Here is a 26832-nt window from a genome sequence, read left to right on the forward strand (position 1 = left end):
CGGGTTTTTTCGTTATGGCGTTCCGGCGTATTCCGGCTGCTGCCAGCCGATATTCGGCCGCGCCACCGTCACCTTTTTGTAGGCATGTGAGCCGGGTTGCTTGCTGATCAACTTCATCTCGCTCATCAACTGGTGCACTTGAATTACCCAATCGCTATGCCGTCCTCGTGCATCATGAACATGATGCTTCGGCTGCCCGCCGCGCTGCGGCTTTGAGTGAACAACTCGTTCAAGCGGATGCGTAAAACCAACCGCTCAACGTCCGGAGATTGGCGATTGCGGTAGTGCCCGTAGTAGCAAGATCCGGGACTTCAAATATCGAGCACAACATATCAACAGGCTCTTCAGAGCGAAGCTGCTCAACTAACGCGAACGCTCGTGCTCCTCGCTCATCAAGAGCGCGGAGTGCCGGGGAGGCGGTTTTTTAGGATCGATTTTCCCGTTCCAACCGATTGATTCGGGATTTTTTGCTGCTCGGGCGGCGCCTTGCTGGTCGGAGTGATGCCGCCTCGCTCTTGCTGGAGCTGGTTGACCCATCGACGCAGGCCCGACTCCACCAGCCCAAGTTAACGGACGGCATCGATATGGCTGTAGCGCTGATCGAGCAACAGGCTGGCAGCTTCGCGCTTGAATTCTGGGGTAAGGACGACGTTGCTTGGTCATCAGACACCTCTCTATGGCGAGCATTCTCGCCTAAATGGGTGCCCGGTTTCATTAGACCACTACAAAGCGACCCCGCCTCAAGTCAGTGGCGCGCACTCTGCGAGCGGGAACCAGAGCCACCACTTCAATCTTCAGAACTGGTTCTGGATGTACGCATCTCGCAATTTATCGTCGGCCACAAGGCATGCGTAAAGGACTACCAAAGATGATTTTACCAATTGGTTGTCCCGACCAGGTGGTGAGTGCGGTGTGTGTTTACCACCATGGAATAGGTTGTTCCGTACCTGTTTTGCTGCATCTATCGCCTGCTCAAGTTTACTATCGCCTTGCAAAGTGCGCTGCTCCCACTGCTTTGCGCCAACTTGAAACAAGGGAGGATCGTTGCACAGGTAGTTGATGGCTTCATCTAGGGACGAGCCTCGCTCAACGGTCAGCAGCTTGGCTGCCTCGGAGGCATACCCTCGCCACGTGGGCTCGATTGAGCCTCTATGATTTCGTGCGAAGCCCGACTCCTTCAGCGCGAATTCAAATCTTGAGAAAGCAGCAAAGAAGTCACAAATGAGTTCTCGATCAAGGTGAAGACCATCGAAGGGTGAGGGGATTTCCATATCGTCGAGCTCCGAAGTGGTTTGGATGTGCAGGGTTATACTAGCGCATGCTTCTGTATGGGGTTGATCGCTGAGTGGTGAAACACAACCCTGGCGTCAAGCCGGGCTACGTGGTTAGTTGTCTCTGGGTAAACTATTCGGATGCTGGGCAGCTATCAGATAATCAGGCGCTCAGCTCGCCGATCTGCCCACATACATATTGAGGGCCACGCCTTGTCCGTTATCGACTGCGACTACCTACCCAAGCCGGAACCGGTCCAGTTTCCGCCCGAGCTGGCGCTACTGATCGTTAGGAAGGCCGCCTCCATTGCCGAAGCATTCGAGAGCAAGGCGCTCGACCAGATGACCATGGACGCCAGAAGGGCGCTACGCGATGGAATGGAGCCGCGCCGCATCATCAGGCAGATGGGGCTTTATTCATTGGCTGGTAACTGCCCGGATTTTTCCCACCATCCGCCGATCGCTTCGTGATGGCTAGTTGCTGGCGATTCTCTGCGTAAGGCGGTATAAGCCCTACCGCACGCTGGATGCTTCGCACAGAGCATGGAGCACGGTGTCCTATAAGGGGAGGAAGGGATGTCTGAGGTCGTTGAGCTTGTGGTCAGGTCTGAGGAAGAGGCAGCTCAATATTTTGAGCAAGCACTTGCCGGGGTCTTTGACAATCGCAGTGTGTTGATCAAATTCGACGGATGGCCCAAGCTCGATATCGATATTGAAGGTGAGCGATACCACAGCTCGCTTCCAACTGGTGTCCTCAAGGCGCTGATCGACTATCAAGCCGGGATCAATCGCGCCTATGCTTCGATAGCCTACGGAAAGACTGCAAAGTCGATGACCGAGGAAGACCGCAAAGAGATCGAGCTGGTTTTCGATGTGAAGGAAGGAAGCACCGACACCGAGACAGAGCTATGGGGTGCTCTCAACAGCCTAGGAGCAAGGGCCATCGAACGCATGACGGGAAAACAGCTTGTAACGACAATCCTGGGCGCCGCATTCCTGGCAAGCTTCACCTATGCGAGTGTTCACTGGATGGATACTCAGGCGGCCATTCAGGCTGATGCCAGCAAGCAACAGATGGTCACTCAGATCCTTCATCAGAACGAACATCTTGCTCAGCTCCAAGTTGATATGGGCAAGGCAGCCATGAGCCTGGTCAAGGGCGCCTACGATGCCAATAAAATCACCTATGGTGACGTCGAGCTCTCTAAGCCCCAGATCGAGGCTATCAACCAGCGAGGGCGCGAAACTACCGCCGTTAGCCGAATTGATGGGCCCTACGAAATCGTTCAGCTCAAGAGATTTGAAGACAAATGGCGGGTGGTTCTATACAGCGAGCGGACCGGCCAGATTCAGACGGACCTCTTCCGTGGGCAGAACGCGTCTAAATGTATCGAAGAGATTTCGCTGGCCTTCGCAAAGCATCAGCCAGTAGAACTGCTGGTGCTTGGTCGGTATAAAGCAGGGGCCATTCAATCAGCCAACATCTTAGGCAGTACCCAAAGCGGCCTACTTGAGCCAGAGGTGGCGGTCGCAGGTGATTCCGACGATGAGGAATCTGCGGACTAATTTTCTGAAAGGCAGCCTTGTTCCCGGGGATATCTTTGGGTTTAGGTATACATTTAGGTATACGTTCGAGGCGATCTAATAGCTGATTCGTTGGTTTTGTTAGCTTTCAGGTGCCTGATTCGACTCCTGTCTCCGCACCGGAGACCAGTTTCCTACGGAGCACACAACAAAGCCCGCCTAGTGCGGGCTTTGTTATTTCTCCCTGCCTAGTTCTGACTGTCCAAATGGGTATCCGAAATCATCAGGCCACCACAACCCAATTCCATAGGAAAGGTCGTGGAAGCTTCAAGCTCAAACTTGGCGCCTCATGCATGCCTATTCGCAATCTGAGCAAGACCTCCGCATTCGCTCTTAGTAGCAGTATGACGACGGCGTATTCCTCGCTTGATTTCTACTCTACCTCCATGACAATCCCCGACCAGCTACAGGGCGGGCATCCCTATGATCGCCTGCCCATCGTCCAACGCCACGAAATGGGTCCTAAATACCGTGGCCTTACGAGCGCAGTAACGGGACGATCTCCCCGACAAGATCCTAAGTAACCCTGTTACAAGCCCTAGCGCAGGTATCCCCATGACCGACCAAGAACGCTTGTCCACCATCCAACGCTACGCCTGGACCCTCGAACTACTCGGTGAAGCGCTCGTCCAGCATGACGAGGTGCTGGAGTGCGAGCACAACCCGCAGCTGAGCTTTCGCAACACGGCGGGTATTCATCAGGCCATCCGGATCATCAGTCAGTTGGCCAGTGAGCAGTGTGGAAAGTTGCTCAAATCTGACCACTGATTATTGAGCGCAGACTGGCTCCATTTGGCCATGAATTTAAATAGAACCGCTCTATATCGCCATGCCCATCAAACCGCACTTTCCCAACGTTAATACACGAAATAAAAATAACAATTATCATTGACTAATGGCCATTTGACACTATTTAAAGCTGTGCCTATAAACCCTTGCGGTCTTTTTTTGTTAAACAAAAACTGTTTAGGGGAAAGCGGCATGGATCAGGATTTTCACTTCTACGGTACTTACCACTCAGCACTGTGCGGCGGCTTCAACAAGGACGATGCAACCCTTATTGCCAAGGCAGCCAACTTCATCGACTTCTTCAGCGAGAGCACCTATGCCTCTTACTGGAGCCTGGTCAGCGACACCCAAAAATCTGCCAAGTACAACGTCGTCGCCAAGATGGACAACCCTCGCTACACCTACCAGGGCGGGCTGCTGGGCACGATGGGGGAGCCTGAAGATGGCCTGTGGTGCTCTTACCACTTCATCCCCGGCAACTACAACGACCCGGCCGGTACGCCCAGCCGAGAAGAAACCCATGGCGCTGAAGTGGCCAACTACCTGCCCAAGTTCATCAAGCGCGACACCTTCGGCGGCGAGCAGATACTGAGAAAGTACAACGCCAGCAAGGTGAAGGATCTGCAATACGGCAAGATGCTCAACCGGCCGCAAAGCGCACTCTCGCGCAGGCTTGTTCAAGATGCCGTGCTCTGCGCCACCGATGACGATCGGCTGGAGAAGATCATCAGCCTGGCCATCGGCGGGGCAGAGGTGCTGAAGGACAATCGTGCAGACGTGCTGCGCAGGTTCAGGCTGATCCTGCTGGGGGTCAGGGCGCATGTGATCGCCGACACCTGGGCCCACCAGGACCACTGCGGCCTCGACAACGTGATGAACACCTACTGGGATGCGGACTACGACCCGGACTCCTGGGAATGGTCCAAGATGGGCTACGGCCCACAGGCCATCTACTACATGGACGGCTCGTCGAAAAACTGGAACAGGAAAGTTCTGAAGTCATCGGACACCAAGGGCGTGCCGTTCGCGAACCCCAACTTCGAAGCGGCCCCCAGCGGTACCAGTTATCTGGGCCACGGCTGGCTCGGGCACTTTCCCGACTACAGTTTCGCCAAGTTCAGGTACAAGCCTTGCTGGTCCAACCCCAAGCAGATGGTCGAGCGCGATAACCCCAAGGAATATGAATCCGCCTGGCTCGAGTTGACCAGTTTGTTTTGCCAGGTAAAAACAGGCCGGAAGTTGCAGTTGGATGACCGCATCAAAGACGAAATGAGCAAAGCCCGCCAGGCCATCGAGGCCCCCTGCGACCTTACCAAGGGCACCTCGGGAAGAAAGAGTTCGGAGCTCGCCTGGAAGCGCATTCTTACCGAAAAGCCAAGTTCGGAAATCAATGTGGACCTGGAGCCCGATACCCATGCGGTTCTGGATGGCATGGTCCAGATCAGTACCGAGATCCATCGCTTCGGCACCAACTACGTGAATATCCAAAGCGATCTGTACCTGTTCCAGATTGCCGCCGACTATCACTTCCAGTTCGTGAAGCACTACGTTCAGGCCAACGATATCTATCACTTCACAAGCTCGTGGTCGCGGCAGCGGAGTACGTTGTCGGATGCCATCGTGAACCTGTTCGAGTAGCGCCGGATAACGGCTATCAACCCCCCGGCGCGATGCCGGGGGGCTTGCCGTTCGGCACCGTCGCGTCATCCGCCCCTTGCATTCACCCAAGGGTCAGGAATATAGTTGACTGATTACTCAGTCTTCTTAAGCGAACCTCCCTCCATGGCACGTCCCCTCAGCCCCGAAAAACGTGAAGCCTTGCTGTTGTCTGCGATGCAGGCGGTCGCCGAGCTGGGCGTGATGGCCAGCACGTCGAGCATTGCGCGGCGCGCCGGGGTTGCCGACGGCACCTTGTTCACCTACTTCAGCAGCAAGGAGGTGCTGTTCCAGGAGCTCTACCTGCACCTCAAGCAGAGCCTGGTGACGGCCATGATGTCGGACTTCCCGGCCCAGGCCGACTACCGCCAGCGCATGGAGTACATCTTCAATCGCTATGTCAGCTGGGGCCTGAACAATGCCCTGGAGCGCGTGGTACTGGCACGGCTGTCGGCGTCGGGGCAGGTGACCGCAGACACCCGCGCACTGGGCGCGCAGCCGTTCCAGGCCGTGTCCAGGACGATGGAGGGCGGGGTAGAGGACGGTGTGCTGATCGACGCCCCGATCAGCTTCATTTCTTCCGTGATCGAGAGTATCGCCACCACCACCATCGAACACATCGAGAAGTCCCCGGAGGAGGCCGACAGCCACCGCCAGCTGGGCTTCCATATGCTGTGGCGCGCCATTACGGCGTAAAAGCCTTGCCTTTTAACTGAGTGATTAATCACTCACAATTTGTAGCAGGAGTATCTTCATGGCTGTTCAAAAGTGGTTCATTACCGGTGCTTCGGGTGGCCTGGGCCTGGCCCTTACCGAAAAGGCGCTGGCCCAGGGGCATACCGTGGTCGCCGCCGTGCGTCGTGTGGAGGCGATGCAGGCGTTGCAACAGGCGTATCCAAAGCGTCTTCATGTGGAAGCGCTCGACGTGACCGACCGCGAACAGGTACGCGCCGTTGCTGCCCGCCATCCCGATGTGGAGGTGGTGGTCAACAACGCGGGCGGGGCGGTGATCGGTGCAATGGAAGAGATGACCGACGCCGAAGTCGACCAGCAGATCGCGCTCAACCTGATGGCGCCGATACAGGTCACCCGCGCCTTCATGGCGGCGATGCGCGCACAGCAGCGCGGTACTTTCATCCATGTCAGCAGTGTCGGCGGCCGTACCGCCTACCCGGGCGGCTCGCTGTACCACGCGGCCAAGTACGGTCTGGAAGGCTTCGCCGAAGCGGTGGCGCAGGAGCTGGCCGAGTTCGGTATCAACACCCTGATCATCGAGCCAGGTTCGATCAAGACCGGCTTCGTGGCCAACATCCGCTGGACCGAGCAGCTCGACGTCTACAAGGGCAGTGCGGTCGGCAACCTGCGCGGGTGGATCGAACAGCATGGCGAAGACACCGCCTCGGGCGACCCGCTGAAAATGGCCGACGCCATCTACACCCTCAGCCAGCTGCAGACACCGCCGCTGCGCACCGTGCTCGGCGGGGATGCCTATGCGGCGCTGGAGGCCGGCTATGCCCGCAGCCTGGCGGACATTCAGGCACAGAAGGCGCTTGCCGAGTCGGTGATGCTGGAAGGCAAGGCCGGCTTTCGGCCCGAGTGAGCAGCCCCTCTTTTACGTTGCCCATGCGCCGCGTCGGCGCTTTGAAAAGGTTGAATGATCATGTCTGAAGTCTGGTTGATTACCGGTGCGTCCCGAGGCCTGGGGCGCGCCATTCTGGAGGCGGCGCTGCACAGCGGCGCCAAGGTGCTGGCCACTGCACGCGACATCACACGCTTCGTCGAGCTGCAGGCGCAGTACGGCGCCAACCTGGCCACGTTCGAACTGGACGTGACCGACGAACAGCAGGCCAGGCACGCCGTGGCCGAGGCCGTGCGCCGTTTTGGCCGGCTGGATGTGCTGGTCAACAACGCCGGCTTCGGCCATATCCAGCCGTTCGAGCACATCCCCACCGATGATTTTCGCGCCGAGGTCGAGACCAATCTGTTCGGCGTGGTCAACCTCACCCGTGCGGCCATCCCGGTGATGCGCGCCCAGGGCCGCGGCCATATCTTTCAGGTGTCATCGGCCGGTGGTCGCATCGCAAGCCCGGGCCTGTCGGCCTATCAGGCGGCCAAATGGGCCGTGGGCGGGTTCAGCGACGTGGTCGGCAAGGAGGTCGCGCCGTTCGGCATCCAGGTGTGCACCCTGGAGCCCGGCGGCATGCGTACCGACTGGGGCCACCAGGCCCGCAGCACGCTCACCGGGCTGGCCCCGGACTACATGGCGTCGATGGCCGCGTTCAAGGCCTTGATCGAGTCCTACGTGGGCAACGAAGTGGGCGACCCCGAGCGCATTGCGCAGCTGATCGTGGCGCTGGCCGCTCGTGAAGGGCTGCCGTCGCGTCTACTGTTGGGGTCGGACGCCTTGTATGTGGTGGAGGTGGAAGAGGCCGCCCGCAGCGAAGCGATGCAGCGCTGGAAGCCGGTCAGCCTCGCGGCCGATTTCGGCACGGCACCGCCGCAATGGCCGTCGGCATGAAGCCGGCGCACCCTTCAGACTGAGCGAGGCCAGCCTACGCCATGAACATAGTGATCTTTGGTGCATCCGGCATGATCGGCAGCGGGGTACTGCGCGAATGCCTGGCGGCGCAGGATGTGGAGTCCGTTCGCTTGATCGGGCGCTCACGCCTGAACGCCCAGCACCCCAAGCTCCGGCAGGTGGTCAGGCCGGCCTTCGCCGATAACCCGTCCACGCTGCTCGACGACGACCTGCGCGATGTGGATGCGTGTTTCTTCTGCCTGGGCGTTTCGGCGGCGGGCATGACCCAGGCGCAGTACACCCACATGACCTACCGCCTGACCCTGGCGGTGGCCCAGCGCGTGTGCGAGCTCAACCCGCATGCCACCTTCATCTACGTCTCCGGGGCGGGCGCCGACAGCAGCGAAACCAGCTCGACGATGTGGGCGCGGGTGCGCGGCATGACGGAGAACAGCCTGCTGCGCCTGCCGTTCAGGCGCGTGCACATCCTGCGCCCGGCGGTGATTCAACCGTTGCACGGTGCCACCTCCAGAACCCGCGCGTACCGTGTGTTCTACCGGTTCACCGGCCCGCTGCTGAGCCTGGCGCGTGCGCTGTTGCCCGAAAAGGTGCTGAGCACCGAGGTCATCGGCCAGGCAATGCTGTCGATCGCCCGCCATGGTGCCACCCAGCCCGTGCTCGATTCGGCGCAGATCTACCACACGGCCTTGCGCGAAAAACCGGCCCCCAACTGCGGGTGACGCGCTGGGGAGGTTGATGGCAGGCGCTGAAAAATCCGGTTGCAGATAACATATGGATATCCGTATATTCGGTTATCCATATGTAAGGGCCGCCCACAATGATTACCCCACCCGAGCTGTTCAAGAGCCTGGCCGACGAAACCCGCGCTCGCGCTGCACTGTTGATCGCAGAGCAGGGCGAGTTGTGCGTGTGCGAGCTGATGTGCGCCCTGGGCGACAGCCAGCCCAAGATCAGCCGTCACCTGGCGCAGCTGCGTACCAGCGGCCTGTTGCTCGACCGCCGCCAGGGGCAGTGGGTGTACTACCGTCTCAACCCGCAACTGCCCGGCTGGGTGCACGACCTGCTGCAGGTGACGCTGCGCGCCAATGCCGACTGGCTCAAGGACAACACCACACGCTTGCACAACATGGACGGTCGCCCCGTTCGTGCTGCTGCCTGCTGCTGAGCCAGGAACGCCCCGATGCTGACTGCCATCGCTGTGTTCCTGCTCACCCTGACCCTGGTCATCTGGCAACCCCGCGGCCTGGGCGTCGGCTGGAGCGCCAGCCTCGGCGCACTGCTGGCCCTGGCGCTGGGCGCGGTGTCGCTGCACGACATCCCCACGGTGTGGGCGATTGTGTGGAACGCCACCGCCACCTTCATTGCGATCATCGTCATCAGCCTGCTGCTCGACGAGGCCGGCTTCTTCGAATGGGCAGCCCTGCACGTGGCCCGCTGGGCGCGCGGCAACGGGCGCCGGCTGTTCGCCTTCATCGTGCTGCTGGGCGCTGCGGTGTCGGCGCTGTTCGCTAACGACGGTGCGGCGCTGATCCTTACCCCTATCGTCATGTCGATGCTGCTGGCGCTGCGTTTCTCCCCGGCTGCGACCCTGGCGTTCGTCATGGCCGCAGGCTTCATTGCCGACACTGCCAGCCTGCCGCTGGTGGTCTCCAACCTGGTGAACATCGTCTCGGCCGATTACTTCGGCCTGGGCTTTGGCGAATACGCAGCGGTGATGGTGCCGGTGAACCTGGTGAGTGTGGCGGCCACCCTGCTGGTGCTGTTTCTGTACTTTCGCCGCGACATACCGGGGGTGTACGAGGTACAGGCACTGAAGGCGCCGGTGCTGGCGATCCGCGACCGCGCCACCTTCCGCGTGGGCGGGGGCGTGCTGGTGGCGCTGCTGGTGGGCCTGTTCCTGCTCGAGCCGCTGGGCATCCCGATCAGCGCCGTGGCGGCGGCCTGTGCAGTGGTGCTGTTCATTGTCGCTGCGCGCGGGCATGTGATCTCCACCCGGCGCGTGCTGCGCGATGCGCCCTGGCAGATCGTGGTGTTCTCGCTGGGCATGTACCTGGTGGTGTACGGCCTGAAAAACGCCGGCCTTACCGACCTGCTCACCCAGTTGCTGGACCGTCTTGCCGCCTATGGCGTGTGGGGCGCATCGCTGGGCACCGGGCTGCTTGCCGCAGTGCTGTCCTCGGTGATGAACAACCTGCCCAGCGTGCTGATCGGCGCGCTTTCGATCCACGCCAGCGAAGCACAGGGTGTGGTGCGCGAGGCGATGGTCTACGCCAACGTCATCGGCTGCGACCTGGGCCCCAAGATCACCCCCATCGGCAGCCTGGCCACATTGCTCTGGCTGCATGTGCTGGCGCGCAAGGGCACGCGCATCACCTGGGGCTACTACTTCAAGGTCGGCCTGCTGCTGACGGTGCCGGTGCTGTTGATCACGCTTTCGGCCCTGGCCCTGCGCCTGAGCCTTTGACCATTCTGCCTGCCAAAGGGAGTACACCACCATGCGAGTTCTGTTCATGTGCACGGCCAACAGCTGTCGCAGCATCCTCTGCGAAGCGATGTTCAATCACCTCGCCCCGGCGGGCTTCGAGGCGCTGAGCGCCGGCAGCTTTCCCAGGGGGCAGGTGTTGCCGCGCAGCCTGCTGACCCTGCAGCAGGCCGGCATCAGCACCGCAGGCCTTAGCAGCAAGGGCAACGAGGCCTTCGCGGTCAACCCGCCGGATATCGTCATCACCGTGTGCGACAAGGCCGCAGGCGAGGCGTGCCCGGTGTTTTTCGGCCCGGCGCTCAAGGCCCACTGGGGCCTGGCCGACCCTTCCGAACAACCCGGCACCGACGACGAGGTGGAGGCGAACTTTCACCATGCGCTGGCGCGTATCGAGCGTCGCTGCCGGGCGTTTTTCGCGTTGCCATTCAGCCAGCTCGATGCCCACGCGCTCAAGCGTGAACTCGACCGCATTGCCACGCTCTGACCCGGAGGCCCCATGCACCACGACCTGCCCAACCTCGACCCGAGCCTCTTCGAAGGCCTGCCCACCGCCCTGCAGGCCGGCGAGCGAAAGCCGCGCATCCTGTTGCTGTACGGTTCCACCCGCGAGCGTTCCTTCAGCCGGTTGCTGACCGAGGAGGCCGCGCGCCTGCTCCAGCATTTTGGCGCCCAGACGCGCATCTTCGACCCCAGCGGCCTGCCACTGCCGGACGACGTACCGGTGGAGCACCCCAAGGTTCAGGAACTGCGCGAGCTGGTGCTGTGGTCCGAAGGCCAGGTGTGGTGTTCGCCTGAACGGCACGGCGCGATGTCGGCGGTGTTCAAGGCGCAGATCGACTGGGTGCCGCTGGCCCTCGGCGCCATTCGCCCCACCCAGGGCAAGACCCTGGCCGTGATGCAGGTGTGTGGCGGCTCGCAGTCGTTCAACGTGGTCAATCAGCTGCGCGTGCTGGGGCGCTGGATGCGCATGTTCACCATCCCCAACCAGTCGTCCGTGCCCAAGGCGTACATGGAGTTCGACGAGCAGGGCCGCATGAAGCCCTCGCCGTATTACGACCGGGTGGTGGATGTGATGGAAGAACTGGTCAAGTTCACGCTGCTGCTGCGCGACAGCCAGGCGCACCTGGTGGACCGCTACTCCGAGCGCAAGGAAACGGCGCAGGCGTTGTCCGATCGCATGCGCCACGCGTCGATCTGACGCCAGGGCGCAACCGGCGGGCAGCCCTCAGGCAGCCCGCTCCAGCGCCCCCAGCAGGTCGACGAATTCGCGCGACAGCTTGTGCCGCGGTGCCATGTGCACCAGCGGTACCGACAGCTCGTGGGATTCGCGCATCTTCACCGAGCTGCTCAGGTACACCGGCAGCACCGGCAGGCCCTCGGCCAGCAGTTCGTCCACCAGGCTCTGGTGCAGCGCGGTGCGCGCGACGAACTGGTTGGCCACCACGCCTTCCACCTGCAGCGACTCGTTGTGGTCCTGGCGCAGTTCTTCCACCTGCTCGATCACGCTGTACAGGGCCTGGCGCGAAAAGCTGTCGCAATCGAACGGAATCAGCAGGCGGTCGGCGGCCACCAGCGCGCTGAAGGTGTAGAAGTTCAGCGACGGCGGGGTGTCGATGTAGATGCGCTCGTAGTCTTCGGACAGTTCAACCAGCAGCTTGCGCAGCTTGTTGATCTTGAACTTGCTCTCCAGCTTGGGCTGCAGGTCGGCCAGGTCGGGGCTGGCGGTCACCAGGTCGAGGTTGTCGTAGCGGGTGGGGGTGATGCACACGCGCCCGCGCTTGCTGCCCGGTGCGCTGGAGAGGGTCTGCTTGAAGAAGTCGCTGATGCCGGCCGGGATGTCGTCGCCGAGCAGGCCGGTGAGGTAGTGGGTGGTGTTGGCCTGGGGGTCGAGGTCCACCAGCAGCGTCCGATACCCTTCGGCGGCGCTGACGGCTGCAAGGTTGCAGGCGATGCTGGTCTTGCCCACACCCCCTTTCTGATTGAATACGACACGGCGCATTGAGTTTCGAGTCCTTGTCAAAGGCCCGCTGCAACAGGGCTGCAGCGGGAACAGCTTCCATACTATGACCAAAAGGTTGCAGTTTTAAGACAACTGCGGGGCGGGCACCTCAGTCGGCGAGTGGGGCAACGATGGCCTTGCGGCACACCTCGATGATTTCGTCGGCCAATGGCGCATCGTCCGGGCAGGCGCGCGACAGCATGATCGCGCCCACCGCCTGGGCAAAGCGCTCGATCATCCTGGCGCGTGCGGTATGCGGGGCTTGATCGCCGTTTTCGGCACCTGCGTGCTCGGCCCGCTTGAGCAGGCCCTCCAGGCCGTCGGCAAAGGTCGCCTTGATTGCGGCCGGCTGGCGCGCCGCGTCGCCACACAGGGCGGCCATGGTGCAGCCGGTGCTGCGTGCATCGCGGTGTTCGCGCGACAGGTAACGCTGGAAAAACTGCGCCACGTCCAGCGCTTCTTCGGCGCTGGCAGTCTTGGCCAGCCCGCAGGCAGCAGCCTCGGCCATCAGGTCGGCCTTGGAGTCGAAGTGCTTGTAGAAGCCGCCGTGGGTAAACCCTGCCGCCGCCATCAGGTCTGCCACGCCCACCCCGTCATAGCCGCGCTCGCGAAACAGTTCGGACGCGGTTTCGACGATGTGCGCGCGATTGGCCTGCGCCTGTGCCTTGGTGACCCTCATGTGCAGATACCTCGCTGCGTGTGCCGTCAGTCAGGGGCCCACTATACATTGATGTCAACCATCATCAAAACTGTTGACGGTTAAGATTATGATCATCATCATAACGGCTCGTTACCCACCCATCCAGAGCGCAACCCCATGACTACCCTTGCCACTGTTCTCATCACTGGTGCTTCTTCCGGTATCGGCGCTACCTACGCCGAGCGTTTTGCCCGTCGTGGCCATGACCTGGTGCTGGTAGCCCGCGACAGGCCTCGCCTCGACGGGCTGGCCAGCCGCCTGGCCCAGGCTCATGGCGTGGCCGTCGAGGTGTTGCAGGCCGACCTGACCCTGGCCCAAGACCTTGCCAGGGTCGAAACCCGCCTGCGCGAAGATGCCCGCATCGGCGTCCTCATCAACAACGCCGGGGCGGCGCAGTCGGGGGCCTTCGTCGAGCAGAGCGCCGACAGCGTCACGCGCATCATCACGCTCAACACCCTCGCGCTGGCGCGCCTGGCCCATGCCATCGCGCCACGGTTGGCGCAGGCCGGGGAGGGGGCCATCGTCAATATCGGCTCGGTGGTAGGGCTGGCACCGGAGCTGGGCATGACGGTGTATGGCGCTACCAAGGCGTTCGTGCAGTTCCTGTCGCAGGGGCTGAGCCTGGAGCTCTCGCCCAGCGGCGTATACGTGCAGGCGGTGCTGCCTGCGGCCACGCGTACCGAGATCTGGGAGCGCTCGGGCATCGACATCAACACCCTGACGCAGGTGATGGAGGTGGACCACCTGGTGGATGCGGCGCTGGTGGGGTTCGATCGTCGCGAGGGGGTGACCATCCCGCCGTTGCATGACGCCGCCCGCTGGACGGCCTTCCAGGCGGCCCGTCACACCCTGATCTCGGACATCCGCCAGGCCGAGGTGGCGGCGCGCTATACCGAGCTTGCCTGAGGCGGGCGCGGGCCGGCGCGCCGGTGATCGGCGGCCAGCGCCCGCGCAACCTGCCGGTGGTCGAACCCACAATGATAAGTCGCTGCGCCACTGGGACTGAATGACCTGTCCGGGCTGGTACTGCGCCGCACCGCGCGTTACGTTAGCCAGAAACAGACGGTCTACGCCTCGCGCATCACCCACACGGGCTGGCCACCCGCTGGCCGATGCTGCGCTGCGAAGGGCCCTGAAGGAGCCGGCACCGATGAATCAACCCCTCACCACCCAGGCGCCCAGCGTTGCCCAGCCGTTTCGCGAAGAGGCGGCAGACGGCTTCAGCCTGGGCGGCTTCACCTGGCGCCACGGCGCGGCGGACCCCACGCGGGCGGTGGTCATCATCAACGCCGCCACCTCGGTGCGCTGCCGTTTCTACTCGCGTTTTGCCGACTACCTGTTCGCCCATGGCGCCGACGTGATCACCTACGACTACCGCGGCATCGGCGAATCGCGCCCTGCCGCCTTGCGGGGTTTTCAGGCCAGCTGGTCGGACTGGGGCCGGCTGGATTTCGAGGCGATGCTCCAGCGCGCCCGGCGCGAGTTTCCCGGGCAGCCCATCGATGTGGTCGGGCACAGTTTCGGCGGTTGCGCGCTGGGCCTGGCGGCGTCGGCGGCGAGCATCCGGCGGGTGGTCACGGTGGGCGCGCAGTTCGCCTACTGGCGTGACTATGCCCCGGGCAGCCGCTGGCAGCTGCTATGCAAATGGCACCTGGCAATGCCGCTGCTGACCCGCGTGTTCGGCTACTTTCCCGGCAAGCGCCTGGGCTGGATGGAGGACACCCCGGCCGGCGTGGTGCGCGACTGGGTGACACCCGCCGCTACCTATGAACAGCGGCCCAGCGGTCGCACGCTGGGGGCGTTGGGCTTTGGCCAGGTGCAGGCCAGTATCCTGGCGATCAGCCTGACCGACGACCCGTTCGGTACGGTGCCGGCCATCGAGCGCCTGCTGGGCTACTTTACCGCCAGCGTGTGCACGCACCTGCGCATCGCCGCGCAGCAGGTCGATGCCAAGGGGGTCGGTCATTTCGCGTTCTTTCACAGCCGCTTTCAGGCGCAGCTGTGGCCCATAGCCCTGGGCTGGCTGCGCAGTGCGCAACTGCCGGCGCAGGTGCCCGGGCAGGTGATCGAACTCCAGGCATGAAAAAACGGCCCAGGCGGGCCGTTCTTGTGCAGCAGTGTGGCGTCAGCCCTTGCGTTGCAGCGGCGCGCCGGCGAACGTCACGCCGGCCAGGCCGTGCTGCATCAGCGCACGGATATTGGCGTGGTCGCTGCCCTCGGGGGTGGCCAGTACCGAGCGGTAGTGCTCGCCGAACGCCAGCAGCGCGTGCTGGTCGCTCAGGCCTTCGAGCAGTGCCAGGCCCAGGGTCTTGCACGACCCTTCGTTCTGCCCGGCGGCGTTTTCCACACCGCCATTGGTGAAGGCCTGTGGCTGGTAGGTGTAGCCCTGGGCGATGAACGCCAGCGTGTCGGCGAATACATGTTCGCCACTGTCGAGTTGGCTGCGCAGGGTGTTCAGGTCAGTCATGGGGTTTTCCTTTGGCGAACGCCGCTTGCTGTTCGGCGCTGGCTTCTTTCTGGTATTGGGTTTTCCACTCGGCGTAGGGCATGCCGTAGACCACTTCGCGGGCGTCATCCAGGCTCAGGTCGATCTGGCGCTCGTCGGCGGCGGCCTTGTACCACTTGGACAGGCAGTTGCGGCAGAAGCCGGACAGGTTCATCAGGTCGATGTTCTGCACATCGGTGCGCTCGCGCAGGTGCGCTACCAGGCGGCGAAAGGCCGCCGCTTCGAGTTCGAGTTGCTGTTGCGGGTCCATGGGGGTTCCCTTCACGGTGCAGCGGCTCATCCGGCCGCGATGCGGTTCTTCAAATGGCGGCCACCGTTGATGACCACGTTGCTGCCGGTGCTGTACTGGCTGTCGAGCAGGAACATCACGGCCTCGATCAGCGGCTGGGCACCGGGTTCGAATTCAAGCAGGGCCTTCTTCAGCGCCTGCTGGCGGTACTGCTCGTCGCCGTCTTCCTTGAAGATCAGCAGGCCGGGCAGGATGGCGTTGACGCGCACGCTGGGGGCGTACTTCTCGGCGAACGACAGCACCATGTTCTGCAACGCCGCCTTGGTGGCGGCATAGCCGATATGGCTCTTGCTGCCGCGCGAGGAGGTTTCGTCGCAGATGTGGATGATGTCCGACTTGTCCAGCTTGAGCAGTTGCTCACCCAGTGCCAGGTTCAGGTGGTACGGCGCTTCCACGTGCAACTTGAACATGGTGTTCAGGTTGGCCAGGTCATCGTCGAGCCACAGCGAGGCGTTGTGGATGATCGCCCGCAGGCCGTCATAGCGGCTGCGCAGGTGGTCGATCAGGGCCAGGCGGTCCTGCTCCAGGCACAGGTCGGCCTGGAACTGCACGATGTTCGGGTGGGGCGCCTGCGCGCTGATGCTGCGGCTGGCGCTGACGACCGTGTGGCCGGCCTGCGCCAGTTTGATGGCCAGCGCGAGCCCGACTCGCTGGCTGGCCCCGGTAACAAGAATTGGGCTGTTCATGTAATGGGCGGTCAACTTCAGATATTCGCTTGGGTAGGCCCCAGCATACCCGAACTCGCCGCCGTTGCACGCCCCGGGGCGCTGCGTCAGCGGGTGCCCACGGGCGGCGCGGCAACGCTCTGCGGGGCAGGCTTGGGGTGCAGCCAGCTGGCCAGCAGGTGGGTCGACAGCGGGATGAACAGGTAGACCATCAGCGGGGTCAGGGCCAGGGTGCTCAGCAGTACCCGTGGCACCAGGCCGAGCTCGCCCAGCCAGTGGCCGAACAGCAGGTTGAAGGCCAGCGACACCGGAAAGAACGCCAGCCAGATGGCCACGGCCTGTTTCCAGCGCAGTGGACGTTGTGCCAGGGCCGGGCCGAACCAGCCGTCGATGCCGCTGACCCGGTGCTCGTGGGGCTGCTGGAACAGGCCGTTGCCGCGGGCCAGCCAGGCGCTGCGCGAGGCAGAAAACTCCCAGGCATGCAGGGTTTTCTCGTCGGCGAAGCGGAAGATGATCTGGAATTCGTCGTCGTTGGGCGGCGGGGCCAGTACGCCGGAACCCAGGTAGCCGGGAAAGTCGGTAGCCAGCTGTTCGCCTTCGCGCAGCCAGGCGATCAGGTCTTCGTAGCGACCCTCGGCAACGCGGCGCGCCACCATCAAGGTAACCGGAGGGGTAGACATCGTGTATCTCCTGGTAAAAACCGGCGCGGCGGGTAGCCACGGCCATGCAACGCTGCCCGGGGTGGTGGGTGGCGTTCGAGTGTTCGTGTGGGAACAAGCAAGGATTATTCCGCAAATAAGCTGACTCGTCAGTGCTGATGTGTCGGCTGCCCGGCGCATGGTGCTTGCGGCGGGCTGGTACAAGGGGAGTAGAATTGCCTTTCACTACGCAATCACGGTCTTTACGGCGATGATCGAGCCTGATTCGGCTTCCCTCCCTGATGCTCCCCACCGCCAGGAGGAGCTTTTCCCCATCCGTGAAGTGGCGCGCCTGACCGGCATCAACCCGGTCACCCTGCGTGCCTGGGAGCGCCGTTATGGGCTGATCCAGCCGGTGCGCACCGAAAGTGGGCACCGCCTGTATTCCCAGGCCGACATCGATGACGTGCGCAGCATTCTGGGCTGGATCGAGCGCGGCGTGGCGGTGAGCAAGGTCGGCAAGATCCTTGCGCGCAACCAGGCGACCCAGCAGCAGGCCCCCTCGGCCCAGGCGCCCGGCACCCAGGCGGACTGGAAGCAGTGGCAGGTGCAGCTGCGCCAGGCCGTCAAGGCATTCGACGAGAGGCGCCTGGAGCAGGTGTACGGGCAGGTCTTCGCCAGCTATCCGCTGGTGGTGGTGTTCCAGGACATCCTGATGCCGGTATGGCACGACCTGTGCGCGGCCGGCGAGGCATTCGGTGCGCAGAGCGAGTGGCTGTTTCTCGATGGCTTCCTGCGTGCCCGGGCCTTGCAGCGCCTGCAACTGGCCCGCGAACAGCAGGAGGTAAGCGTGGTGCTGGCGGCGATGCCGGGGCACTGCCGCGAGCTTGAGTTGCTGGTGGCGGCCCTGATGCTGGGCAGCAGCGAGGTGGTGATCAGGGTGTTGGCCGTGGGGCAGCCGCTGGAGGAACTGAGCCTGGTGTGCGAGCGCATGGCGCCGCAGGCACTGGTGCTGTTCTCCAACCATTCACCGACGGCCGAGCTGCCCAAGCGCTTGATGCGCCTGGCCCAGGGCCTGGACTGCCCGTTGCTGTTCGCGGGGGAGGCGGCGGAGCTGGCCCAGGATGCGCTGATGCGCTCGCAGGTGGCGTGCCTGGGCAGTGAGGGGCGTTTGATGCGTCGGCGCTTGCAGCAGTACCTGGCAGAGCACCTGGATACCTGAAACCCCTTCGCCGGCAAGGCCGGCTCCTGCAGGCAGTTGCAACCCTGCAGGGGCCGGCCTTGCCGGCGAAAGCCGCGCTGCGGTGTTAATCCGGATGCAATTCGGGATGCGCCAACCGGTGCTGGCGCAGGATGTACTGGCGCAACCGCTCGATCTCGTGGGGTTGGTGCTGGCTCAGCCGATACGCTGCCAGCCCGTCGGCCGTCTTGCGCTGCAAGGTGCCCTGCAGGTTGATCGGCGCGTCGGCCTCGGGGCTGAACCACAGGTTGAAGGTCTTGGGCGGCTTGCGATTGCGCGGTACCTGCACCAGCACACCGCGAAACGACATCTCGCACACCTTGAGGTCGGTGCTCAGGCCCAGCTCGTCGTCCAGCGCAACCGGCGGCTCCAGCGTGAGGCGCCAGGGGCGCATCATCGGCCCGTCTTCATAGATGCTCGGTGCGCCCAGTTGCAGGCTCACCGCATGGAACTCGTCTTCCACCAGCTGCAGCGGAAAGCTCATCTGCTGGTTCTCGAAATTCGCCTGCAGGGTCACCTGCTCCTGGGCCACCAACCGGGTCAACAGCTGCTGCACCTCGCTGCCGCCATCAAGGCGCAGGCTGGAGGTGACGTCCGTCAGGTTCAGCTGTGGCGAACGGTGCATGGTCTGAATGAAATCCAGCTCATCCTGGGTCAGGAGGGCATCTGATTGCATGGGCGAACTCGGCAATTTCAATCGGGAATCATTTCTTCGTGGGTGATGGACAACGATTCGCTGGCTTTGTTAAGACCGTCCGTCGGGTTTCTGCGCGTCGAGCTTGGCGTACGCCCGGGCCAGTTCCTGCTCCAGTTCCAGCACCCGCTGCTCGGCGGCCACCTGGCGGCTCACGTCCTTCTGGATACCGATGAAGTACTTGAGCTGGTCGGCCTCGTTGAACACCGGGGTGATCGACAGCTCGTTCCAGAACGGCGTGCCGTCCTTGCGGTAGTTGAGCAGCACTTCCCGGCATGGCTGGCCGCTGCGGATGGCGTCGCGGATGCGTGCCCGGGCCGCATCGTCGCGCGGCTCGCCCTGCAGGAAGCGGCAGTCGCGGTACAGAATGTCGTTGGCCGCGTAGCCGGTCAGGCGTTCGAAGGCCGGGTTCACATAGATCAGGATGGTGTCGTCGTCGCCTTCCTGTTCGGCTACCACGATCCCGTCGTTGGAGGCATCAATCATGCGTTGCAGCAGCTTGGCGTTGATCATCGTGTCGAACCGAATGTGAAAGGGGCACCCAGGCGAAGGATTCTAGTGGATTGCCGAGCGGTCGGCATCTGCATGCGGGCCAATTGCCAGCGTCCGGAACCCGCATCAGGTGGTAGTATCCTACGCTTTTACTCAGCTTCGGGATTAGTTATGAAAGTTGCCATTCTTTCCGGCTCGGTCTACGGCACTGCCGAGGAAGTTGCACGCCATGCCGCCTCGCTGCTCCAGGCGGCGGGTTTCGAGACCCTGCTGGCCAACCGTGCCAACCTGCAGGACGTTCAGGGCTTTGCCCCGCAGGCCTTTCTGGCGATCACGTCCACCACCGGCATGGGCGAGCTGCCCGACAACCTGGTGCCGCTGTACAGCGAGATCCGCGATGTGCTGCCAGGTGCCTGGCGCGGCTTGCCCGGTGCGGTGATCGGCCTGGGCGACTCCTGCTATGGCGACACCTACTGCGGCGGCGGCGAGCAATTGCGCGAGCTGTTCGCCGAACTGGGCCTCGACGAAGTGCAGCCGATGCTGCGTCTGGACGCCAGTGAAACCGTCACCCCCGAAACCGATGCAGAGCCCTGGCTGGCCGAGTTCATCGCCAGGCTGCGCGGCTGATCACAGCGGTTGCGGGCGCTCGCGCAGCAGCGCCAGCCAGGCCTGCGCCGCCCGTGACAGGTAGGCGCCCTGGCGCCAGATGAAGGCGATGTCCCAGCGCAGGTCGCTGGGCTCGCTCAAGGTCACACGCACCACCCCCGGCCGTTCCAGGCCCCGCGCCACCACCCGTGGCAGCAACACCACGCCCTGGCCTGCCGCCACCAGTGCCGCCAGAAAATCCGCCTGGCCGCTGCGTCCGCCTTCCTTCGGGGTAAAGCCGTAGGCCTGGCAGGCCGCCAGCAGGCGATCATTGAGCACGAAGCTGCGCTGGTACAGCAGAAACGGCGTGTCGGCCAGTTGCCCCAGGTTGATGCTGCCGGCAGTTGCCAGTGGGTGGGCTACCGGCAGCAGCGCATCCAGCGGTTCGTTGCAGAAGGGCTGGCACTCGAAGCCCGGCGTGGTGGGCGTGAGGCTGCCGCCCAACTCCAGCTCGCCGCTGCGCACGGCGTGCTCCACGTTCAGGCTGCCGCCTTCGAGCAGTTGCACGGTGATGTTCGGGTAGCGCCGCCGGTACTCGGCGAACAACCCGGCAAACAGCGCGTCGCTGCCCAGCAGCGGCAGCCCCAGGCGCAACTCGCCCCGCGCCAGTTGGCCAAGGTCGTCGAGTTCGTTGTGCAGTTCCTGGCGCAGCCGCAGCATGGCCTCGCCGCGGGCCAGCACGATCTTGCCGGCGTCGGTCAGGTGCAACTGCGAGCCGTGGCGGTCGAGCAGGGCCATGCCCAGGTCGTGCTCCAGCTGCGCCACCTGCTTGCTCACGGCTGACTGGCTGATATGCAGGGTCTGAGCGGCCTGGGTGAAGCCGCCGCGATGAACCACTTCGACAAAACTGCGTAGCTGCTTGAATTCCATTGCCTGAATTCCATTATGGAATGGAGGCCAGTCTAACAATTCGCTTTTTGCATGGGCAGCGGGATTTTAAACTGCAGACCTCAGAGGACCCCTTCGATGACTGCCGTTTCATTCAAGAAATTTTCGCGCTTGCTCGCTGAACTGGGCGTGCTGCTGGTGCTGTACCTGCTCGGTTGCCAGCTGTCGGCCTGGCTGCACTGGCCGATCCCGGGCGGTGTGGTGGGCATGGCGCTGTTGCTGCTGGTATTCGCCACCGGGCGGGTCAAGCCGGCCACCCTGCAGACCGGCGCCACCCTGCTGATGGCAGAGATGCTGCTGTTCTTCATTCCGGCGCTGATGAGCCTGCTCGACTACGGCCCGCTGCTGCGCAGCGAAGGCTGGCGCATTCTGCTGGTGATCGGTGCAAGCACGCTGCTGGTGATGCTCGCCACTGCCTTCACGGTGGAGTGGGCGTGCCGCTGGAGGCTGCGCCATGACGCTTGAGCCGATGTCGCTGTTCTGGCTGGCGCTGACCCTGCTGGCCTACCTGGGCAGCCGCTGGCTGTACCGACGTACCGGGCGCTACCTGCTGTCGCCGCTGATCCTGGTCCCGGTGGTGCTGCTGGCGGTGGCGGTGCCGTTGCACACCGGTTACGCCGAGTATGCGCGCAACACCCACTGGCTGATGTCGGTGCTGGGCCCGGTCACCGTGGCCTTTGCGGTGCCGATCTGGAAGCAGCGGGCGCTGCTGGCACGCCACTGGCCGGCCCTGTCGCTGGGCATGCTGGTGGGCAGCGCGGCGTCCATCGGCAGTTCGTGGGCCCTGGCCCATGCGTTGTCGCTGGACAATCAGGTGAGCCTGTCGCTGCTGCCACGCTCGATCACCACACCCTTTGCCATGCCGCTGGCCCACGACCTGGGCGGTGTGCCGGAACTCACCGCGGTGTTCGTGATGTTCACCGGGGTGCTCGGTGCCCTGATGGGCGGGGTACTGCTCAAGTACCTGCCCTTGCGCACGCCGCTGGCACGCGGGGCGCTGTTCGGGGTGGGGGCGCACGGCGCCGGGGTCAGCCGAGCCCATGAGGTGGGCGGCGAAGAGGGCTCTGTGGCGGGGTTGGTAATGGTGCTGACGGGCATTTTCAACCTGTTCATGGCGCCACTGTTACGTCACCTGCTGTAACTATTTACTGCCCTGACCCGGTGGGCCAATAAGCTGGCTGGCAATGCAACACCCGCTATCGAGTCGCGCCTCTAGACTGACCGGCAGCAGAGCACACCCATGTGCCGAGGTGATTGCAATGACCGCCGCCAACCCTTTGCCCGACAACGCGCTGCCCCCAGGAAGTTGCAGCCCCGAACCAGGACCTGCGTGATGCCCCTCGCCGAGATTCCCTTGAGTGTCTGGCGTACCCGTGGTCGCAGTTTCACGTTTCGCCAGCAATCGATTCGCTACTGGAGCGCAGGGCAGGGCGAGCCCCTGCTTCTGCTGCACGGCTTCCCCACCGCCAGCTGGGACTGGCACTACCTGTGGCAACCCCTGGCCCAGCGCTTTCGCGTGATCGCCTGCGACATGCTCGGCTTCGGTGACTCGTCCAAGCCGTTGCACCACACCTACAGCCTGCTGGAACAGGCCGACGTACAGCAGGCCCTGCTCGAACACCTGCAGGTTCAGGAGCCGGTGCACCTGCTGGCCCATGACTATGGCGCCACGGTGGCCCAGGAACTGCTGGCCCGTCACCACGAGGGGGCGGCCCAGGTGGCCAGTTGCGCGTTTCTCAACGCCGGCCTGTTCCCGGAGTGCCACCGTGCGTTGCTGGTGCACAAGCTCCTGCTCAGCCGGCTTGGCTGGCTGGTGGCGCGCTCGTTCGGGCGCGACGACCTGGTCAGGAATGTCACCCACCTCTATGGCCGCAGCACACGCCCCAGTGAAAGCGTGCTGGATGACTGCTGGAGCCTGATCGCCTCCAACCGCGGCAATCGCATCCTGCACAAGCTGGCAGCCTATGTACCCGAACGCGTCACCTGGCGCGAGCGCTGGGTGGCGGCCTTGCAGCAGTCAGGCGTACCGCTGCGCCTTATCAATGGCGCCGCCGACCCGGTATCGGGCGCGCATGTGGTGGCGCGCTACTGCGAACTGGTGCCCCAACCCGACACCGTGACCCTGCAGGGCATCGGCCATTATCCGCACACCGAGGCACCGGTACAGGTGCTGCGCCACTACCTGGCATTTCGGCAGCAACCTCTGCCAAGCCTGGCGCACAAGGTCGCCTGGTCCTGATCATCCCGCTGCCTTATTGCCTGCCATTCAGCGTCCGCCCGGTTGATTGTCCGGGGCCGGGCGCTGGCTGACACTGGCTGCCATATTCCTTGCAGTTAACGGAGTGCCGAGATGACCGAGTCGATTCGCCTGGATGAAAAAGTAGTGATTGTGACCGGCGCTGGCGGGGGCCTCGGGCGTGCCCATGCGCTGCTGTTCGCCCGTCATGGTGCCCGCGTGGTGGTCAACGACCTGGGAGGCTCCACCCATGGTGAAGGCGCCAGCGCATCGGCGGCCGACCGTGTGGTGGCCGAGATTCGCGAGGCGGGCGGCACGGCGGTGGCCAGCCATGACTCGGTCACCGATGGCGAGCGTATCGTCCAACAGGCGCTGGACACGTTCGGCCGCGTGGATGTGCTGGTCAACAACGCCGGCATCCTGCGGGACAAGACCTTTCACAAGATGGAGGACAGCGACTGGGACCAGGTGTACCGCGTGCATGTGGAGGGTGCCTACAAGCTCACCCGCGCCGCCTGGCCGCACCTGCGCGAGCAGAACGCGGGGCGGGTGATCTTCACCTCGTCCACCTCGGGCATATATGGCAATTTCGGCCAGGCCAACTACGGCATGGCCAAGCTGGGCCTGTACGGGCTGACCCGCACCCTGGCGCTCGAGGGGCGCAAGCACGGCATCCTGGTCAATGCCATCGCTCCCACCGGTGGCACGCGCATGACCGAGGGGCTGATTCCGCCGCAGGTGTTCGAACAGCTCAAGCCCGAGCTGATCAGCCCGCTGGTGGTGTACCTGGGCAGTGATCGCTGCCAGGACACCGGCGGGCTCTACGAGGTCGGTGGCGGCTGGGTGGGCAAGGTGCGCTGGGAACGCAGCCTGGGGGTGGGCTTCGACCCGCGCCAGGGCATGAGCGTGGAAGACATCGCCGCAAGTTGGGATGCCATCGGCGATTTCGAGGGCGCGGTGCACCCGCAGGACAGCCTCGAGGCGTTGCAGCAGATGATGGCCAATCTGCACAGGCACGCAGGCTGAACCGGGCAGCACAAATAAAAAAGGCCGCTGCAAAAGCAGCGGCCAAGCAAGACGTAGATCAAGGAGCTTCAAAATCAACGTCGGTGAACCTGAAGGGGGAGGGTTCAACGTGTCAGGTGGTTACTCTAGGGGGAGAGGATTAACCTGACATTAACCGCCAAACCATCGGCCCAGCGCCTGGCGAAACCGCGTTTCGCTGCAAGCCCGGCCAGCATAGCCAGCCCCCCTACCGAAAAAAATAGACGTTTCGGACATTCACTGTTGCAAAGTGGGTAACAGTGCACCAAAACAGGTCACTGTGGTTCATAGCCCATGCGCCAGCTGATTGCCTGCGCCGCCGCCTGCAGCTGCTGCGCCGCCGGGCCCTGTTCATCGGCATGGAAAATCGAGGTAGGGCCCACCACGGTCAGCACGGCAGCGATGTTGCCCATGGCGTTGAACACCGGTGCCGACAGCGCATCCACCCCCGGCATCAGCAGGCCATGCACATGGTGCAGGCCGCGTGCGCGGATCTGCGCAAACAGCGCTTCGTAGTCTGCGGCGTCCTGGCCCAGGGCAAGCAGTTCCTGGTCGCGCAACTCGATGGTCTCGCGCTGGGGCAGGTAGGCCCCGAACACCAGCCCGGTGGACGAACTGAGCAACGGCAGCACCGAGCCGATCTGCGTCACCACCGTCACGGCGCGCACCGCAGGTTCGATGTTCACCACCGTTGCGCCCTGGTTGCCCCACACCGCGATAAAGCAGCTTTCATTGAGCGCGTCACGCAGCTGTGACAACGGCATGGCCGCCACTTTGAGCACGTCCATCCCGCCCAGCGCGGCCAGGCCCACGCGCAGGGCTTCACGGCCCAGCCCGTAGTGGTTGGTGGCCGGGTTCTGCTCGGCAAAGCCGCTGGCGATCAGGGCTTGCAGATAGCGATGCACCTTGCTCGCGGGCATCTGCACATGCTCGGCCAGGCGCGACAGCGAGGTGGCCGGCGAGAGCTGGGCCAGCGCCTTGAGAATGTCGGTACCGACCTCCGCCGAGCGGACCTTCTGTTTGCCGTTGCTGTCGGCGGTGCTGGTTTTGCTCATGGAAAGGGGTCCGTGTTGACAGGTGGGCGTCTTTATAGCTTGACGGGTTACAGGTATCAAATTACGTTATGCGTAATCAGTTTACGATAATAATAACGCTACCTGACTGGAGGCTCGATGAACGTCGATTCCACTCCCGCCCTCGCTTACCAGAGCGGCTTCGGCAACGAATTTGCCAGCGAGGCATTGCCCGGCGCCCTGCCGGTTGGCCAGAACTCCCCGCAAAAAGCCCCGTATGGCCTGTATGCCGAGCTGTTTTCCGGCACCGCATTCACCATGGCGCGCAGCGAGCAGCGGCGTACCTGGCTGTACCGTATCCGGCCATCGGCACTGCACCCGGCATTCGAACGCCTCGAGCGCCAGTTGAGCGGCGGCCCGCTGGGCCCGGTAACCCCCAACCGGCTGCGCTGGAGCCCGCTGGACATCCCGGCCGAGCCCACCGACTTCATCGACGGCTGGGTAGCCATGGCGGCCAACTCGGCGGCGCAAAAGCCGGCCGGCATCAGCATCTACAACTACCGCGCCAACCGTTCCATGGAGCGGGTGTTCTTCAACGCCGATGGCGAACTGCTGCTGGTACCCGAGCAGGGCCGCCTGCGCCTCGTCACCGAGCTGGGCGTGCTGGACGTGGAGCCGCTGGAAATCGCCGTGCTGCCCCGTGGCCTGAAGTTTCGCGTCGAGCTGCTCGACAGTCAGGCGCGTGGCTACATTGCCGAAAACCACGGCGCGCCGCTGCGCATTCCGGACCTGGGCCCGCTGGGCAGCAACGGCCTGGCCAACCCGCGCGACTTCCTCGCGCCGGTGGCCCACTACGAAGAGCAGCAGGGCCCGGTGCCGCTGGTACAGAAGTTCCTCGGCGAGCTGTGGGGCTGCGAACTGCAGCACTCGCCGCTGGACGTGGTGGCCTGGCACGGCAACAACGTGCCGTACAAATACGACCTGCGCCGTTTCAACACCATCGGCACGGTCAGCTTCGATCATCCCGACCCGTCGATCTTCACCGTGCTCACTTCGCCCACCAGCGTACCGGGCATGGCCAACATCGATTTCGTGATTTTCCCGCCGCGCTGGATGGTGGCCGAGAACACCTTCCGTCCACCGTGGTTCCACCGCAACCTGATGAACGAGTTCATGGGGTTGATCAAGGGCGAGTACGACGCCAAGGCCGAAGGCTTCCTGCCCGGCGGCGCCTCGCTGCACAGCTGCATGAGCGCCCACGGCCCGGATGCCGAAACCTGCGCCAGGGCGATTGCCGCCGACCTTGCACCGAGCAAGATCGACAACACCATGGCGTTCATGTTCGAGACCAGCCAGGTGCTGCGCCCGACCCGCCATGCGCTTGAATGCCCGCAACTGCAGGCCGACTACGACACGTGCTGGGCCACCTTGCCGAGCACCTTCATCCCGAATCGGAGATAAC

Annotated in this window: 32 protein-coding genes and 1 pseudogene; 21 read left to right on the forward strand and 12 right to left on the reverse strand. The window is 63.4% G+C overall.

The annotated features are described in order from the left end of the window. Positions 1–48: 48 nt before the first annotated feature. Positions 49–663 (reverse strand): annotated as a pseudogene (locus tag V9K84_RS26480) (transposase); the annotation flags it as partial. A 131-nt stretch (positions 664–794) separates the two neighbouring features. After that, a complete protein-coding gene (locus V9K84_RS26485) occupies positions 795–1271 on the reverse strand; it encodes a hypothetical protein (protein ID WP_143516674.1) in 477 nt (158 codons plus the stop codon). A 213-nt stretch (positions 1272–1484) separates the two neighbouring features. On the opposite strand from V9K84_RS26485, the gene V9K84_RS26490 reads away from it, so the two are divergent. From V9K84_RS26490 to arsH, 12 genes are all read left to right on the forward strand, one after another. Then, a complete protein-coding gene (locus V9K84_RS26490; RefSeq protein WP_088515576.1) occupies positions 1485–1742 on the forward strand; it encodes a hypothetical protein in 258 nt (85 codons plus the stop codon). Positions 1743–1847: 105 nt separating this feature from the next. Then, on the forward strand, positions 1848–2837 hold the full coding sequence (locus V9K84_RS26495; protein ID WP_088515575.1) for a hypothetical protein: 990 nt from the start codon (positions 1848–1850) through the stop codon (positions 2835–2837). Between the two features lie 573 nt (positions 2838–3410). Next, on the forward strand, positions 3411–3623 hold the full coding sequence (locus V9K84_RS26500; protein ID WP_088515574.1) for a hypothetical protein: 213 nt from the start codon (positions 3411–3413) through the stop codon (positions 3621–3623). A 180-nt stretch (positions 3624–3803) separates the two neighbouring features. Next, positions 3804–5282, forward strand: a complete 1479-nt coding sequence (locus V9K84_RS26505; RefSeq protein WP_338793274.1) for a DUF6765 family protein — start codon at positions 3804–3806, stop codon at positions 5280–5282. A 144-nt stretch (positions 5283–5426) separates the two neighbouring features. After that, positions 5427–5996: a TetR/AcrR family transcriptional regulator gene (locus V9K84_RS26510; protein ID WP_043860443.1), complete on the forward strand. Its 570-nt coding sequence runs from the start codon at positions 5427–5429 to the stop codon at positions 5994–5996. A 58-nt stretch (positions 5997–6054) separates the two neighbouring features. Continuing rightward, the gene (locus V9K84_RS26515; protein ID WP_088515572.1) at positions 6055–6900 is read left to right on the forward strand and encodes an SDR family NAD(P)-dependent oxidoreductase; all 846 of its coding nucleotides are present in this window, start codon (positions 6055–6057) and stop codon (positions 6898–6900) included. A 60-nt stretch (positions 6901–6960) separates the two neighbouring features. After that, positions 6961–7818 carry an SDR family NAD(P)-dependent oxidoreductase gene (locus tag V9K84_RS26520; RefSeq protein WP_088515592.1) on the forward strand — a complete coding sequence of 286 codons (858 nt, stop codon included), beginning with the start codon at positions 6961–6963 and terminating at the stop codon, positions 7816–7818. 41 nt (positions 7819–7859) lie between these two features. Continuing rightward, positions 7860–8558, forward strand: a complete 699-nt coding sequence (locus V9K84_RS26525; RefSeq protein ID WP_088515571.1) for an epimerase — start codon at positions 7860–7862, stop codon at positions 8556–8558. Between the two features lie 98 nt (positions 8559–8656). Then, complete coding sequence (locus V9K84_RS26530; RefSeq protein ID WP_043860440.1) at positions 8657–9004, forward strand: metalloregulator ArsR/SmtB family transcription factor; 348 nt, start codon at positions 8657–8659, stop codon at positions 9002–9004. 15 nt (positions 9005–9019) lie between these two features. Continuing rightward, positions 9020–10303, forward strand: a complete 1284-nt coding sequence (locus tag V9K84_RS26535; protein WP_043860439.1) for an arsenic transporter — start codon at positions 9020–9022, stop codon at positions 10301–10303. 31 nt (positions 10304–10334) lie between these two features. Next, the gene (locus V9K84_RS26540; protein WP_088515570.1) at positions 10335–10805 is read left to right on the forward strand and encodes an arsenate reductase ArsC; all 471 of its coding nucleotides are present in this window, start codon (positions 10335–10337) and stop codon (positions 10803–10805) included. Positions 10806–10817: 12 nt separating this feature from the next. Then, the gene (gene arsH, locus V9K84_RS26545; protein WP_088515569.1) at positions 10818–11519 is read left to right on the forward strand and encodes an arsenical resistance protein ArsH; all 702 of its coding nucleotides are present in this window, start codon (positions 10818–10820) and stop codon (positions 11517–11519) included. 27 nt (positions 11520–11546) lie between these two features. On the opposite strand, the gene V9K84_RS26550 is transcribed toward arsH, so the two are convergent. Both V9K84_RS26550 and V9K84_RS26555 read right to left on the reverse strand, forming a co-directional pair. Then, complete coding sequence (locus tag V9K84_RS26550) at positions 11547–12320, reverse strand: ParA family protein (RefSeq protein WP_054914890.1); 774 nt, start codon at positions 12318–12320, stop codon at positions 11547–11549. A gap of 109 nt (positions 12321–12429) precedes the next feature. Further along, on the reverse strand, positions 12430–12999 hold the full coding sequence (locus V9K84_RS26555; protein ID WP_088515568.1) for a TetR family transcriptional regulator: 570 nt from the start codon (positions 12997–12999) through the stop codon (positions 12430–12432). Positions 13000–13137: 138 nt separating this feature from the next. Here V9K84_RS26555 and V9K84_RS26560 point away from each other — a divergent pair, with 138 nt between their 5' ends. Both V9K84_RS26560 and V9K84_RS26565 read left to right on the forward strand, forming a co-directional pair. After that, positions 13138–13926 (forward strand): SDR family oxidoreductase, encoded by a 789-nt coding sequence (locus V9K84_RS26560; protein ID WP_058540840.1) that lies wholly within the window; start codon positions 13138–13140, stop codon positions 13924–13926. A gap of 244 nt (positions 13927–14170) precedes the next feature. Then, positions 14171–15103, forward strand: a complete 933-nt coding sequence (locus V9K84_RS26565) for an alpha/beta fold hydrolase (RefSeq protein ID WP_088515567.1) — start codon at positions 14171–14173, stop codon at positions 15101–15103. A gap of 42 nt (positions 15104–15145) precedes the next feature. Here V9K84_RS26565 and V9K84_RS26570 read toward each other — a convergent pair whose 3' ends face one another. The 4 genes from V9K84_RS26570 to V9K84_RS26585 form a co-directional block, all read right to left on the reverse strand. Continuing rightward, positions 15146–15487, reverse strand: a complete 342-nt coding sequence (locus V9K84_RS26570) for a HopJ type III effector protein (protein ID WP_043860432.1) — start codon at positions 15485–15487, stop codon at positions 15146–15148. After that, positions 15480–15776 (reverse strand): DUF1244 domain-containing protein, encoded by a 297-nt coding sequence (locus V9K84_RS26575; protein ID WP_043860431.1) that lies wholly within the window; start codon positions 15774–15776, stop codon positions 15480–15482. Before V9K84_RS26575 ends, V9K84_RS26570 begins: the two co-directional genes overlap by 8 nt. 26 nt (positions 15777–15802) lie before the next feature. Beyond that, positions 15803–16501 carry a dihydromonapterin reductase gene (gene folM, locus V9K84_RS26580; protein ID WP_054914885.1) on the reverse strand — a complete coding sequence of 233 codons (699 nt, stop codon included), beginning with the start codon at positions 16499–16501 and terminating at the stop codon, positions 15803–15805. Between the two features lie 86 nt (positions 16502–16587). After that, the gene (locus V9K84_RS26585) at positions 16588–17160 is read right to left on the reverse strand and encodes an antibiotic biosynthesis monooxygenase (protein ID WP_088515566.1); all 573 of its coding nucleotides are present in this window, start codon (positions 17158–17160) and stop codon (positions 16588–16590) included. Between the two features lie 229 nt (positions 17161–17389). Between V9K84_RS26585 and V9K84_RS26590 the strand changes: the two genes are divergently transcribed. Next, on the forward strand, positions 17390–18340 hold the full coding sequence (locus V9K84_RS26590) for a MerR family transcriptional regulator (RefSeq protein ID WP_043860428.1): 951 nt from the start codon (positions 17390–17392) through the stop codon (positions 18338–18340). 85 nt (positions 18341–18425) lie between these two features. Here V9K84_RS26590 and V9K84_RS26595 read toward each other — a convergent pair whose 3' ends face one another. Beyond that, positions 18426–19034, reverse strand: coding sequence for a hypothetical protein (locus tag V9K84_RS26595; RefSeq protein ID WP_088515565.1), 609 nt, complete (start codon positions 19032–19034; stop codon positions 18426–18428). Between the two features lie 69 nt (positions 19035–19103). Beyond that, positions 19104–19565, reverse strand: coding sequence for a PAS domain-containing protein (locus V9K84_RS26600; protein ID WP_088515564.1), 462 nt, complete (start codon positions 19563–19565; stop codon positions 19104–19106). 150 nt (positions 19566–19715) lie between these two features. On the opposite strand from V9K84_RS26600, the gene V9K84_RS26605 reads away from it, so the two are divergent. Continuing rightward, positions 19716–20171: a flavodoxin gene (locus V9K84_RS26605; protein WP_043860425.1), complete on the forward strand. Its 456-nt coding sequence runs from the start codon at positions 19716–19718 to the stop codon at positions 20169–20171. On the opposite strand, the gene V9K84_RS26610 is transcribed toward V9K84_RS26605, so the two are convergent. Then, positions 20172–21059: a LysR family transcriptional regulator gene (locus V9K84_RS26610; RefSeq protein WP_043860424.1), complete on the reverse strand. Its 888-nt coding sequence runs from the start codon at positions 21057–21059 to the stop codon at positions 20172–20174. It abuts the gene before it with no gap. 96 nt (positions 21060–21155) lie between these two features. On the opposite strand from V9K84_RS26610, the gene V9K84_RS26615 reads away from it, so the two are divergent. From V9K84_RS26615 to V9K84_RS26630, 4 genes are all read left to right on the forward strand, one after another. After that, positions 21156–21542 carry a CidA/LrgA family protein gene (locus tag V9K84_RS26615; protein ID WP_043860423.1) on the forward strand — a complete coding sequence of 129 codons (387 nt, stop codon included), beginning with the start codon at positions 21156–21158 and terminating at the stop codon, positions 21540–21542. Then, positions 21532–22218, forward strand: coding sequence for an LrgB family protein (locus tag V9K84_RS26620; RefSeq protein ID WP_088515563.1), 687 nt, complete (start codon positions 21532–21534; stop codon positions 22216–22218). Before V9K84_RS26615 ends, V9K84_RS26620 begins: the two co-directional genes overlap by 11 nt. 192 nt (positions 22219–22410) lie before the next feature. Then, positions 22411–23316 (forward strand): alpha/beta hydrolase, encoded by a 906-nt coding sequence (locus V9K84_RS26625; protein WP_043860421.1) that lies wholly within the window; start codon positions 22411–22413, stop codon positions 23314–23316. Between the two features lie 111 nt (positions 23317–23427). Next, entirely contained in the window at positions 23428–24339 is a 912-nt protein-coding gene (locus tag V9K84_RS26630) for an SDR family oxidoreductase (protein ID WP_043860420.1), read from the forward strand. A 293-nt stretch (positions 24340–24632) separates the two neighbouring features. Here the strand turns inward: V9K84_RS26630 and V9K84_RS26635 are convergent, their stop codons facing one another. Continuing rightward, on the reverse strand, positions 24633–25412 hold the full coding sequence (locus V9K84_RS26635; protein WP_043860419.1) for an IclR family transcriptional regulator: 780 nt from the start codon (positions 25410–25412) through the stop codon (positions 24633–24635). Positions 25413–25529: 117 nt separating this feature from the next. Between V9K84_RS26635 and hmgA the strand changes: the two genes are divergently transcribed. Continuing rightward, positions 25530–26831: a homogentisate 1,2-dioxygenase gene (gene hmgA, locus V9K84_RS26640; RefSeq protein WP_088515562.1), complete on the forward strand. Its 1302-nt coding sequence runs from the start codon at positions 25530–25532 to the stop codon at positions 26829–26831. Position 26832: the final 1 nt, after the last annotated feature.

It is taken from the genome of Pseudomonas sp. AE27 (assembly GCF_037113495.1).
GTDB classification, from domain to species: domain Bacteria; phylum Pseudomonadota; class Gammaproteobacteria; order Pseudomonadales; family Pseudomonadaceae; genus Aquipseudomonas; species Aquipseudomonas palmensis.